Source organism: Pseudomonas sp. HY13-MNA-CIBAN-0226 (genome assembly GCF_040310305.1).
GTDB classification, from domain to species: Bacteria; Pseudomonadota; Gammaproteobacteria; order Pseudomonadales; family Pseudomonadaceae; genus Aquipseudomonas; species Aquipseudomonas gregormendelii.
The window spans coordinates 35,462-48,421 of sequence record NZ_JBEOPS010000005.1 but is presented as its reverse complement, the minus strand read 5'-3'; the positions used below and the strand labels follow the sequence as shown (position 1 = coordinate 48,421).

General features: G+C 61.0%; 10 protein-coding genes. 2 read left to right on the top strand and 8 right to left on the bottom strand.

What is annotated here, in order from left to right; genetic code table 11:
- Window positions 1–68: 68 nt before the first annotated feature.
- Window positions 69–257, top strand: a complete 189-nt coding sequence (locus AAEZ05_RS06900; RefSeq protein ID WP_045061768.1) for a hypothetical protein — start codon at window positions 69–71, stop codon at window positions 255–257.
- Between the two features lie 83 nt (window positions 258–340).
- Here the strand turns inward: AAEZ05_RS06900 and AAEZ05_RS06895 are convergent, their stop codons facing one another.
- The 8 genes from AAEZ05_RS06895 to AAEZ05_RS06860 all read right to left on the bottom strand — a co-directional run bounded on the left by AAEZ05_RS06895 (window position 341) and on the right by AAEZ05_RS06860 (window position 9,976).
- Window positions 341–883 (bottom strand): DUF2058 domain-containing protein, encoded by a 543-nt coding sequence (locus AAEZ05_RS06895; protein WP_045061769.1) that lies wholly within the window; start codon window positions 881–883, stop codon window positions 341–343.
- Window positions 884–911: 28 nt separating this feature from the next.
- Window positions 912–1,745, bottom strand: a complete 834-nt coding sequence (gene mazG / locus AAEZ05_RS06890; RefSeq protein WP_045061770.1) for a nucleoside triphosphate pyrophosphohydrolase — start codon at window positions 1,743–1,745, stop codon at window positions 912–914.
- 143 nt (window positions 1,746–1,888) lie between these two features.
- The gene (relA, locus tag AAEZ05_RS06885) at window positions 1,889–4,132 is read right to left on the bottom strand and encodes a GTP diphosphokinase (RefSeq protein WP_045061771.1); all 2,244 of its coding nucleotides are present in this window, start codon (window positions 4,130–4,132) and stop codon (window positions 1,889–1,891) included.
- Between the two features lie 74 nt (window positions 4,133–4,206).
- Window positions 4,207–5,607 (bottom strand): 23S rRNA (uracil(1939)-C(5))-methyltransferase RlmD, encoded by a 1,401-nt coding sequence (rlmD, locus tag AAEZ05_RS06880; RefSeq protein WP_350600232.1) that lies wholly within the window; start codon window positions 5,605–5,607, stop codon window positions 4,207–4,209.
- Window positions 5,607–6,509 (bottom strand): cysteine synthase CysM, encoded by a 903-nt coding sequence (gene cysM, locus AAEZ05_RS06875; RefSeq protein ID WP_045061773.1) that lies wholly within the window; start codon window positions 6,507–6,509, stop codon window positions 5,607–5,609. The genes rlmD and cysM overlap by 1 nt, the downstream gene beginning before the upstream one ends.
- Window positions 6,510–6,617: 108 nt before the next feature.
- A complete protein-coding gene (locus AAEZ05_RS06870; protein WP_045061774.1) occupies window positions 6,618–7,640 on the bottom strand; it encodes a PDDEXK nuclease domain-containing protein in 1,023 nt (340 codons plus the stop codon).
- A 190-nt stretch (window positions 7,641–7,830) separates the two neighbouring features.
- The gene (locus tag AAEZ05_RS06865; RefSeq protein WP_045061775.1) at window positions 7,831–9,267 is read right to left on the bottom strand and encodes a sensor histidine kinase; all 1,437 of its coding nucleotides are present in this window, start codon (window positions 9,265–9,267) and stop codon (window positions 7,831–7,833) included.
- Complete coding sequence (locus tag AAEZ05_RS06860; protein WP_205893462.1) at window positions 9,254–9,976, bottom strand: response regulator transcription factor; 723 nt, start codon at window positions 9,974–9,976, stop codon at window positions 9,254–9,256. Before AAEZ05_RS06860 ends, AAEZ05_RS06865 begins: the two co-directional genes overlap by 14 nt.
- A gap of 216 nt (window positions 9,977–10,192) precedes the next feature.
- Between AAEZ05_RS06860 and AAEZ05_RS06855 the strand changes: the two genes are divergently transcribed.
- Entirely contained in the window at window positions 10,193–12,946 is a 2,754-nt protein-coding gene (locus tag AAEZ05_RS06855) for a response regulator (RefSeq protein WP_045061777.1), read from the top strand.
- Window positions 12,947–12,960 lie beyond the last annotated feature (14 nt).

Below are 12,960 nucleotides of genomic sequence, written 5' to 3'. Positions count from 1 at the left end.
TGCTATCAAAACTTATAACAGAGACCTGCACATGCCTTGGTGCAGGTAACTGAAATTGGAGCAAGCAGATGACTGTGAAAGTAACTGAACGCGACGATTCACACATGTCCCATGAAGGTGTAGCCGCCGGCATCCGGATCTGGGATGTGCATCAGCAAGACCTGCTGGTCGGCATGTTCCACTCAGAGACCGACGCGCACAACTACAAAGCCGAACTGGAAACACTGGAGCAGCAACGCGAACTTCGTTCCGCCTAGGCGCTGCGCCTGAGTCACTACAGCATTGAAAACGACAAACCCCGCCATGAGCGGGGTTTGTCGTCGTTGGGCGCTCTAACGGCTTACCACATCAAGTCGTCAGGGATCTGATAGGCCGCGTATGGATCGTCTTCGGCAGCGACTTCTTCGGTCTGCACATTCATGTAGACGATACGTTGCGGATCCCGCTCCTGGATCTTCAGGGCTGCCTCACGCGGTATGACTTCATAGCCGCCGCCGTGGTGCACGATCGCCAGCGAACCGCTGCTGAGCTTGTTGCGCATCAGCGTATTGACGCAGATCCGCTTGACCTTCTTGTCGTCGACGAAGTTGTAGTAGTCCTCGGTCGTCAACTTCGGCAGGCGCGAGGCTTCGATCAGTTGCTTGACCTGTGCGGCACGGGCCTTGGCCTCTACTTTCTCTTGCTGCTGACGATTGAGCTCCTGGTCACGCTTGACCTTTTCGGCCTGCGCCTCCTGGGCCAGGCGCTGCTGGGTATCATCCTGCTCGGCCTGACCTTTATGGACCAGACGCTGCTGCTTCTGCTTTTCTTTGCCGACCTGTTTGGCCTGCTTCTGGTTGACCAGCCCTGCTTTGAGCAACTGGTCGCGAAGGGAAATGCTCATGGTGCTTAGTACTCACTTAGGCAACTGCTCAACCGCAGTTGGGCATATTCTTTTCCTGGCGTTTGGCTTCGCCCCACAAGGCGTCCAACTCTTCGAGGGTGCAATCTTCCATGGGACGGTGGGTGTCGCGCAATGCCTGTTCGATGAATCGGAAGCGTCGTTCGAATTTGCCGTTGGCGCCGCGCAGTGCGGTTTCCGGATCGACCTTGAGGTGGCGCGCCAGATTAACCACGGAAAACAGCAGGTCGCCAACCTCATCGGCCACCGCCGCAGGGTCGTTATCGGCCATGGCCTGGAGCACTTCATCGAGTTCTTCACGAACCTTGTCCAATACCGGCAAGGCGTCCGGCCAGTCGAAACCGACCTGCGCTGCGCGCTTCTGCAATTTTGCCGAACGGGACAGTGCGGGCAACGCGGCAGGCACGTCATCGAGCAGTGACAGCTGCTGGGGCGTCGTGCACTGCTCGGCGCGCTCTTGGGCCTTGATCTCTTCCCAGCGCTGCTTGACCTGTTCCTCGCTCAAGCGCGGAACATCCAGCGGCGCGTACAGATCGCCAGTAGGGAACACGTGGGGATGACGGCGAATCAGCTTGCGGGTGATGCTATCGATGACGCCGGCGAATTCGAAGCGCCCTTCTTCCCGCGCCAGCTGGCTGTAGTAAACCACCTGGAACAGCAAATCCCCCAGTTCACCCTGCAAGTGATCGAAATCCCCCCGCTCAATGGCGTCGGCCACTTCGTAGGCTTCTTCGAGGGTGTGCGGGACGATGCTGGCGTAGGTTTGCTTGATGTCCCAAGGGCAACCGAACTGCGGGTCGCGCAGGCGGTTCATCAGGTGCAGCAGATCTTCAAGTGAATACATCAATCAATCTCTATCCGCTCTTTGTAGGAGCGAGCTTGCTCGCGATGAACCTGAGAGCGACGTGTTCATCCAGACAGCACGCGTTATCGTTGACGTCCATCGCGAGCAAGCTCGCTCCTACAGTAAAGAGTCAAGCCCCCAACTTAGGGGGTACGGTTACGCCGGGTTTCGATGATGTTCGGCAACTGGGAAATCCGCCCCAGCAACCGACCCAATGCATCCAGCCCCGGAATCTCGATGGTCAGGGACATCAGTGCGGTGTTGTCCTCTTTGTTCGAGCGGGTATTGACCGCCAGCACGTTGATCCGCTCGTTCAGCAACACCTGGGACACGTCACGCAGCAGACCGGAACGGTCGTAGGCGCGGATGATAATGTCCACCGGATAGGTGAGCACCGGCACCGGGCCCCAGCTGACCTGGATGATGCGCTCCGGCTCGCGCCCGCCCAGTTGCAGCACCGAGGCACAGTCCTGACGGTGAATGCTCACGCCACGCCCCTGAGTGATGTAACCGACGATGGCATCCCCCGGCAACGGCTGGCAGCAACCGGCCATTTGCGTCATCAGGTTGCCGACGCCCTGGATCTGGATGTCGCCGCGCTTGCCCGGTTTGTAGCCGGTGGCTTTGCGCGGGATCAGTTCCAGCTGCTCGTTGCCGCGTTCCGGCTCGACCAGTTGCTGCGCCAGGTTCACCAGTTGCGCCAGGCGCAAATCGCCGGCACCCAGGGCAGCGTACATGTCCTCGGCGGTTTTCATGTTGGCCTTGTCGGCCAGCTTGTCAAAATCCACCGCTGGCAGACCGAGGCGATTGAGTTCGCGTTCGAGCAGGGTTTTACCGGCCGCGACGTTCTGGTCGCGCGCCTGCAATTTGAACCAGTGAACGATTTTCGCCCGCGCCCGCGAAGTGGTCACGTAACCCAGGTTCGGGTTCAGCCAGTCGCGGCTCGGCGTGCCGTGCTTGCTGGTAATGATCTCGACCTGTTCGCCGGTCTGCAGGCTGTAGTTGAGCGGTACGATGCGCCCGTTGATCTTCGCGCCACGGCAGTTGTGGCCGATTTCGGTGTGCACGCGGTAGGCGAAGTCCAGCGGCGTCGCGCCTTTGGGCAAGTCGATGGCGTGACCGTCCGGGGTGAAGATGTAGACCCGGTCCGGCTCGATGTCGACCCGCAGTTGCTCGGCCAGACCACCGATATCGCCTAGCTCCTCATGCCACTCGAGCACCTGACGCAGCCAGGAGATTTTCTCTTCGTAGTGATTGGAACCGGACTTGACGTCGGTGCCCTTGTACTTCCAGTGCGCACACACGCCCAGCTCGGCTTCTTCGTGCATGGCGTGGGTGCGGATCTGCACTTCCAGCACCTTGCCCTCGGGGCCGATCACCGCCGTGTGCAGCGAGCGGTAGCCGTTCTCTTTCGGGTTGGCGATGTAGTCGTCGAATTCTTTCGGGATGTGCCGCCACAGGGTGTGGACGATGCCCAGCGCGGTGTAGCAATCGCGCATTTCCGGCACCAGCACTCGAACCGCGCGCACGTCGTAGATCTGGCTGAACTCCAGGCCTTTGCGCTGCATCTTGCGCCAGATCGAATAGATGTGTTTGGCCCGGCCACTGATGTCGGCATCGACACCGGTTGCCTGCAGCTCGACCTTCAGCTGGTTCATCACGTCGGCGATGAACCGCTCGCGATCCAGCCGGCGCTCGTGCAGCAACTTGGCAATCTGCTTGTACTGATCCGGCTCCAGGTAACGGAAGGACAGGTCCTCCAGCTCCCACTTGATATGGCCGATGCCCAGGCGGTGAGCCAGCGGCGCGTAGATGTCGAACACCTCGCGGGCCACCCGGTTGCGTTTCTCGTCGTCAGCGGTTTTCACCGCGCGGATCGCGCAGGTGCGTTCGGCCAGCTTGATCAGTGCCACACGGACGTCGTCGACCATCGCCACCAGCATCTTGCGCAGGTTTTCCACCTGGCCCTGGGTACCCAGCACCAGGGATTGCCGGGGGCTCAGGCTGGCGCTGATCGCCGCCATGCGCAGCACACCGTCGATGAGTTTGGCGACGACCGGCCCAAACCGCTGGCTGACTGCCGGCAGCTCGATCTGGCCTTCGCGCACGCCACGGTACAGCACCGCAGCCACCAACGAGTCCTGATCAAGCTTGAGGTCGGCGAGAATTTCGGCGATTTCAAGCCCGGTGCGAAAACTCGAAGTGCCTTCGGACCACAGGTTCTTCGCCGCATTGGCCTGTTGCTCGGACGCGCGGGCGAACTCGCACGCTTGCTTCAAGGCTTCGCGATCCAGTGCCAGATCGACACTGACCGCATGATCGAGCCAAGCCTCGAGATTGATACTGCCGTCGGTGTTGATCGGCTGGTGTGCTCTCACCTGTACCATCTTGCTTACCTTCCCTACGACGCAGATTCAATGCGTCAAATCGCTGACCTTTATTGCCGGGTACGCTCGTGGGGCTAATTCGAGCGCTGTACGGGCGGGTCAGTCGGACCAGACGAGCCGTCCTGGCTCGCTTCAAATAACGCCATGGCCTCGACATGTGCCGTCTGAGGAAACATATCGAGAATCCCGGCACGTTTTAACCGGTAGCCCTGCTTGATCAATTCGACCGTGTCACGCGCCAGCGTTGCCGGGTTGCACGACACATATACCAGGCGCTCGGCGCCCAGCGCCTTGAGCTTGCGCACAACCTCATAGGCACCGTCACGCGGTGGGTCCAAGAGTACCGCACAAAAGCCTTCGACTGCCCACTCGGCATCAGTCAAAGGCTGGGATAAATCGGCCTGAAAAAAATGAGTGTTATGCAGATTGTTGCAAGCTGCGTTGGCGGCTGCACGCTCGACCATGGTCTGCACACCCTCCACCGCCACCACTTCGCGCACCACCTTGGCCAATGGCAGGGCAAAGTTGCCCAGGCCACAGAACAGGTCAAGTATCCGCTCATCCGGCTGCGGCTTCAGCCAATCCAGTGCTTGGGCGACCATGGCCTCGTTGACGCCGGCATTGACCTGAACGAAGTCGCCGGGTCGGTAGGCCAGTTCCAGATCCCAGCGCTCCAGGCGATAGCCCAGGGACTGATCGGCATTCACCGGTTGCGGCTCGCCTTCACCCTGCAGCCACAGTTGCGCGCCATGGAAAGCGCAGAACTCCTTGAGAATGGTCAGGTCCGCCTCGGACAACGGCGCCATGTGCCGCAGCAGCACCGCCAGCGAGGAGCCACTGAACAGTTCAACATGCCCCAGCGCCTGAGGTTTGCTCAAGCGCCGCAACATTTCCGGCAATCGCGTCATGATCGGCTGCAAGGGCTGTACCAGCACCGGACATTCGCTGATTGCAACGATGTCCTGACTGCCAGCAGCACGGAAACCGACTTCGAGTTTCCTGGCTTTCATGTCCCAACGCACCGCCACTCGGGCGCGACGCCGGTAACCGAATTCCGGACCGCTCAACGGCGCTGCCCACTCCTGAGGTTCGACACCGGCGACCTTGGATAATTGCTCGGCCAGCATGCGTTGTTTCAGTGCAAGCTGTTCGTCATGGGGCAGGTGCTGCACGCTGCAGCCACCACAGCGACCGAAGTGTGGGCAAGGTGCAGGGCGGCGCAGCTCACTGGCCTGAAACACCCGCTCGGTACGCGCCTCCACCACCTTGCCGTGAGTACCGAGCACTCGCGCTTCAACTTCTTCACCCGCCAAGGCCCCCAGGACAAACCAGGTGCGACCTTCAAAAAATGCGATCCCGCGGCCGTCATTGGCCAGGCGCTCGATCGTCAGACGCTGCTTCTTGCCAGTCGGGATCTGGGGTGCCTTGCTGCCGCCTGTCGGCTGGAAGCGCAGGCCTCTCTCGTGCTTGGCCATCAGTTGGCCGCGTCGAAAATGCCGGTCGACAGGTAACGGTCGCCACGGTCGCAGATGATCGCAACGATCACCGCGTTTTCAACTTCTTTGGACAGGCGCAGCATCGCTGCCACCGCACCGCCCGAGGACACGCCGCAGAAAATGCCTTCTTCACGAGCCAGGCGACGGGTCACGTCCTCGGCTTCGGCTTGCGCCATGTCGACGATGCGGTCCACGCGATCAGCCTGGTAGATTTTTGGCAGGTATTCCTGCGGCCAGCGGCGGATACCTGGGATGGCCGAGCCTTCCATCGGTTGCAGGCCGACGATCTGCACGCTGTCGCTCTGCTCTTTGAGATAGCGCGAAACGCCCATGATGGTGCCGGTGGTGCCCATGGAGCTGACGAAATGGGTAATGGTGCCTTGGGTCTGGCGCCAGATTTCCGGGCCGGTCGTGGTGTAGTGCGCTTCAGGATTGTCGCCGTTGGCGAACTGGTCCAGCACTTTGCCCCGACCTTCGGCTTCCATGCGCTGGGCCAGGTCACGTGCGCCTTCCATGCCTTCTTCCTGGGTTACCAGAATAAGTTCGGCACCGTAGGCGGTCATGGCGGCCTTGCGTTCGGCACTGGAGTTGTCCGGCATGATCAGGATCATCTGGTAACCCTTGATCGCGGCCGCCATCGCCAGCGCGATCCCGGTATTACCCGAAGTTGCCTCGATCAGCGTGTCGCCAGGCTGAATCTGCCCGCGCAATTCTGCACGGGTGATCATCGACAGCGCAGGACGGTCCTTGACCGAACCCGCCGGGTTGTTCCCTTCCAGCTTGAGCAGAAGAGTATTGCTGGTGGCGCCAGGCAGGCGCTGCAAACGAACCAGCGGGGTGTTGCCGACGCAATCGGCGATGGTTGGGTACTGCAATGTCATGGCGTATTCGCAATCCAGACTGCGGGGGCGCCCATCATACCGGCAAACCCGCAAAGGCCATATCACGCAAAGTGCAGTGCTTATGGCTTGTGGGAATAAGCAGCTAATTCAACATCCTGACGACTGCGTCGTGTTCAAGACGTAAAACTCATGCAGCTTGGCTTGCAACAACTGTTTGTCGGGCAGCTGGACCTGGTACTCCGCGATCAGCGCCGGAGAGAGGCTTCGATTAAGCGCGTACTCAACTACTTCGTCATCCTTGCTGGCACAAAGCAAGACACCTATCGCAGGGTTCTCGTGGGATTTACGCTCATGGCGATCCAGTGCCTCCAGATAAAAGTCCAGCTTACCAAGATATTCCGGCTCGAAACGACCGACTTTGAGCTCGATCGCCACAAGACAGTTGAGGCTGCGGTGGAAAAACAACAGATCAAGCGAGAAATCTCTCCCGCCGACTTGGAGCGGATACTCAGAGCCGACGAAGCAGAAATCGCGGCCGAGTTCGATCAGGAATTCCTTAAGGCGAGCCAGTAGCCCGTGATGCAAATCGGTCTCGGCATGGGCGCCCGACAGGCCGAGAAACTCAACCATGTATGCGTCACGGAAGATTTCCAACGCTGAGGGATGAGTTTTTCTCAGCGCGGCCGACACCTTCGCCGGCTCAGTGATGCTTCGTTCAAACAAGGCAGCTTTGAACTGTCGCTCCAGCTCACGCTTCGACCATTTTTCCTGGACGGTCATCCGCAGGTAAAATTCGCGTTCTTCCGGATGTTTGCTCTGACTCAGGATGACAATGTTGTGGGTCCAGGGTAATTGTCTCACCAGCGGTGAGACAATTACGTCATCGCGATATGTCTCATAGAACTGGCGCATGCGGAACAGATTTGGCCGGGTAAATCCACGCAATCCAGGCTGTGTCCAAGCCAAATGCTCGGCCAACTGGCTGATCACCGCATCGCCCCATTCAGCTTGCTCCTGCTTTCGACTGATATACGCACCGACCTGCCAATACAACTCGATCAGACAGGTGTTCACCGCTCGCATCGACTGTTGTCGAGCAGAATTAATCAGCTCCAACACTTCATCGAAACGGTCGTCGGAGGCGTTGCCGGGGACGGTACTTTCATTCATACCAGGCTCCATGGGGACAGTTATAGGCGAGAGCTTAAACCGTCAAGGAAGCTGGAAAATGCCAGCGACATCCTTTGGGAAATATCTTACAAAAAAACAGGAGCATTCCGGCATTCCAGTGGGGCCAGTAACGGCCTCTTAAGAGCAAGTCGAATCTTTGCACCGCCGCTCACACGGCGATTTGCGTCGTTCAGATGACTTGTGACCGACGCGGGTGCACTGTGGGAGTAGCGCAAGGAGCGGGCTCGCCCGCGAAGACAGCTGCGCTGACAGCGCCTTCATCCGCCACCAGTCGCATATTCAGCCGCAAACCAGTCCCGGTATTCTGCGCCCAGATACTTCCGCCCTGGCGCTGCACGGCATTGCGCGCGATGCTCAGGCCCAGGCCGAATCCGCCGTTGCCCGGGCGCGAACCGTCGAGCCGGGTGAAGGGTGAGAAGATTCGCTCAAGATCGGTTTCAGCCACGCCGCCGCCCTGATCCTCCAGCCACAGGTGCCAGAAGTTGCCGTCGCGCCGGCCTCCCAGGGTCACCACTGCTCCTTGGGGCGAATGGCGGATGGCGTTGCGCAGGATATTTTCCACCGCCTGGGCCAGGGTGTTGAGGTTGCCACGCACCCAACAGGAGGCATCCACGGTGCACACCAATTGCCCGCTCGGCCAGCAGCTCTCGTAGCAGGCATTTTCCGTGAGCATCTCCCACAGTGCCTGAATCTGGATCGCTTCATCGGGCAACGGTGCGCGCTCTGTGTCGAGCCACGCCAGCTGCAGGGTGTCCTCGACCAGCCGCTGCATGCCATCGACTTCCCGACCGATACGCTCGCGCAGTTGCGCCAGGTCCTGCTCGCTGTCGCTGGCCACCCGCAGGCGGCTCAGGGGCGTACGCAATTCGTGGGACAGATCGCGCAGCAGTTGCTGCTGCAGGGCCACTGTGCCCTGCAACCGCTCGGACATGTGATCGAAGGCGCGGCCCAGCTCTCCCAATTCATCCTGTCGATCAGTGGTGCGGCTCGACAGGCGCACGCCCAACTGGTCGGCACGCCAGGCATTGGCCTGTTCACGCAGGTTGTTCAGCGGTACCACCAGCAGGCGATACAGCCCGACGCACAGCAGCAAAGTGAACAGCCCGGGAATCACGCCATTGGTGATGACCCGCCAAAACAGCCGATACTGGCCAGGTACAAAACGTTGCGGCAACTCGATCACCAGGCTGCCCGCGGACGAGTCGCCAGGAAAGGGTACTCGCAGCCACGGCAGGCCTTTCTTGTGGATGGGCCAGTCGAGGCCGCGCAGAAAGGTCAGGTGCTGGATCTCTTTGTCCGTCAGCTCCTGGCTGCTTAACGACTGCAGATCCCCACTGATGACGCCGACCCACCCCGCTTCACGCTGGCGAATGCCCTGCAACCAGCTATCGACGCCGGTCTGCTGGCCCTGCTCCCAGGCGCGCTCGGCCTCGGCGGCGTAGCGCGTCAAGGTGCCCCGGGCTTCATCAGAGAGAAACTGATTGCGCTGTTCCATGTAGCGGCCCCAGGACCAGCTCAGCCAGATCATCAGCAAGCAGAACGCCACCAGCAAAAACGCCAGTTTCCAGAACAGCGAATGCCGCCCCGGCAGGTCAGACCACTTCATCAGCAGCACTCAAGACATAGCCTTTGCCCCAGACCGTGCGAACTTCGCGTTCCAAATAGTCGATGGCCTTGAGTTTGCGGCGAATCTGGCTGATGTGCATATCCAGGCTGCGATCGTGGGCGGCATAGCCGCGCTGCAGGACTTGCTGATAAAGGAAGGCCTTGCTCAATACTTCATCGCCGTTGCGGTTCAAGGTTTCCAGCAGGCGGTACTCGCTGCGAGTCAGGCCTGCGGCCCGATCCCGATAGACGACGTCAAAGCAGCCGTCGTCGAACCGCAGGCAGTCGGCCGCAGGCGCAGGGGCGACCGGCGCCGGTCGACGGTCCAGCGCCACCCGCCGCAATATCGCTTCGATACGCACCCGCAACTCCGCCATGCTGAACGGTTTGGGCAGGTAATCATCAGCCCCCAGCCGAAAGCCACTGATGCGATCGGCTTCCGCCCCGAGCGCCGACATCAGCAGCACCGGAGTCGAATGGCTCTCGCGCAACTGGGTCAGCGCCTTGAGCCCGTCCAGGCCTGGCAGCAGAATATCCATCAGCACTACGTCGAAGCGTTGCTCACGCGCCAGGTCCAGCCCCTCCTGGCCGTTTTGGCACCAGGTCACCTGGAAGCCGCTGCGCTCAAGATGCTCGTGCACATAGGCACCGAGAACGAGGTCGTCTTCGATGGAAAGTATGCGCGGATGATCGCTAGAGATGGGAGTCATGAGTATCTGCAAATAATTCTCAGTTGACAGATTATTCAAGATTGCCTCGCCAGGGGCAACACAAGCTTCGCCCCGGACCTCAATAGGCTGAGTGGGCCGACGAATGACCGGCACAATTTTTACGGGGATCGGCCGCGAGCAAATCGCTACACTGCGCACGTGGCGCGTACCGGACGTAAGCGCAGGTCATTAAATCGCTGGATGCAGGAGAGATGCGTGCTCAAGAAACTGGGAATAAAAGGCCGTGTATTGCTGCTGACGCTGTTGCCGACCAGCCTGATGGCACTGGTTCTGGGCGGCTACTTCATCTGGATGCAGCAGTCCGACCTGCAAACCCAGCTGATGCAGCGCGGCGAAATGATCGCCGAGCAACTGGCGCCACTGGTCGCCCCCGCCATGGGTCACCACAACAACGAGCTGCTCGAACGCATCGCCACCCAGTCGCTGGAGCAGCAGGACGTGCGCGCGGTCACCTTCCTCGCCGCCGACCGCACGCCGCTGGCTCACGCCGGCCCGACCATGCTCAATCAGGCCCCCCTGGGCGACGGCTCGCAACTGCTGCGCCGCAGCGGCAATGACGCGACGCGCTACCTGCTGCCGGTCTTCGGCAAGCACCGCAACCTGGCCGGCGACCTGATCCCCGACGAGGCTGATCGCCTGCTCGGCTGGGTTGAACTCGAACTGTCCCACAATGGCATGCTGCTGCGTGGTTATCGCAGCCTGTTTGCCAGCCTGCTGCTGATTGTCGCGGGCCTGGGCGGTGCGGCGCTGCTGGCCTTGCGCATGGGCCGTACCATCAACCGCCCGATCGGCCAGATCAAGCAGGCCGTGGCGCAACTCAAGGACGGCCACCTGGAGACCCGCCTGCCACCCCTCGGCAGTCAGGAGCTGGACGAACTGGCGGCGGGCATCAACCGTATGGCCGGGACCCTGCAAAACGCCCAGGAAGAACTCCAGCACAGCGTCGACCAGGCCACCGAAGACGTGCGCCAGAACCTGGAAACCATCGAAATCCAGAACATCGAGCTGGACCTGGCGCGCAAGGAAGCCCTGGAAGCGAGCCGGATCAAGTCCGAGTTCCTGGCCAACATGAGCCATGAAATCCGCACCCCGCTCAACGGCATCCTGGGTTTCACGCACTTGCTGCAAAAAAGCGAATTGACCCCGCGGCAACTCGACTACCTGGGCACCATCGAAAAGTCCGCCGACAGTCTGCTGGGCATCATCAACGAGATTCTCGACTTCTCCAAGATCGAAGCCGGCAAGCTGGTGCTCGACCATATTCCGTTCAACCTGCGCGACCTGTTGCAGGACACCCTGACCATCCTCGCCCCCGCCGCCCACGCCAAACAGCTGGAGCTGGTCAGCCTGGTTTATCGCGACACGCCGTTGTCGCTGGTAGGCGATCCGCTGCGACTCAAGCAGATCCTCACCAACCTGGTGAGCAATGCAATCAAGTTCACCCGCGAAGGCACCATCGTCGCCCGTGCCATGCTCGAAGATGAGCATGAAGACAGCGTGCAACTGCGCATCAGTATTCAGGACACCGGCATCGGCCTGTCGAGCCAGGACGTACGCGCCTTGTTCCAGGCCTTCAGCCAGGCCGACAACTCACTGTCGCGGCAACCCGGCGGCACCGGCCTGGGCCTGGTGATCTCCAAGCGCCTGATCGAGCAGATGGGCGGCGAGATCGGCGTCGACAGCACCCCGGGCGAAGGCTCGGAATTCTGGATCAGCCTGAGCCTGCCCAAGACCCGCGACGACGCCGAGGACCTGCCCGGCCCGCCGCTGCTGGGGCGCCGCGTTGCGGTGCTGGAGAACCATGAGCTGGCGCGCCAGGCCCTGCAGCATCAGCTGGAAGACTGCGGTCTTGCGGTGACGCCTTTCAACACGCTGGAAAGCCTGGCCAATGGCGTGACCGGTGTGCACCAGACCGAGCAGGCGATCGACCTCGCTGTGTTGGGCATTACCAGCAAAGACATGCCACCCGAACGCCTCAACCAGCACATCTGGGACCTCGAACACCTGGGCTGCAAAGTGCTGGTGCTGTGCCCGACCACCGAACAGACGCTGTTCCACCTGTCCGTGCCCAACCCCCACAGTCAGCTCCAGGCCAAACCGGCCTGCACCCGCAAACTGCGACGGGCGCTGTCCGACCTGGTCAACCCGCGCCACATCCGCAGCGAGCCGGACGAGCCGTTGTCCAGTCGGGCGCCCAAAGTGCTGTGTGTCGACGACAACCCGGCCAACCTGTTGCTGGTGCAAACCCTGCTCGAAGACATGGGCGCCAAGGTGCTGGCGGTGGAAAGTGGCTTTGCTGCAATCAAGGCGGTACAGAGCGAGACCTTCGATTTGGTGCTCATGGATGTGCAAATGCCCGGGATGGATGGGCGCCAGAGCACAGAAGCGATTCGCCAATGGGAGAGTGAGCGCCACTGCACGCCGCTGCCGATCGTCGCGCTGACCGCCCATGCCATGGCCAACGAAAAACGCGCCCTGCTGCAAAGCGGCATGGATGACTACCTGACCAAGCCGATCAGTGAGCGGCAACTGGCGCAGGTGGTGTTGAAGTGGAGTGGCCTGGCCCTGCGCAATCAGGGGCCCGAACGCGCGGGCGATCGACACAGCGGCGCCCCGGAACTGCAGGTGCTCGATCACGAGGAAGGCTTGCGCCTGGCTGCCGGCAAGGCAGACCTGGCGGCGGATATGCTGGCCATGTTGCTCGCGTCCCTGGAAGCCGACCGCGAAGCCATTCGGTTTGCCCGGGACATCGACGACCACAACGCGCTGATCGAGCGGGTCCACCGGCTGCATGGTGCGACCCGCTACTGTGGCGTGCCGCAATTGCGCGCCGCCTGCCAACGCAGCGAAACCCTGCTCAAGCAGCAAGACCCGCGCGCCTACAGTGCCCTCGAGGAGCTCGACCGGGCGATCAATCGCCTGGCGGCACAGGCCCGCATCAACGCCTGACCGAACGCTGATCA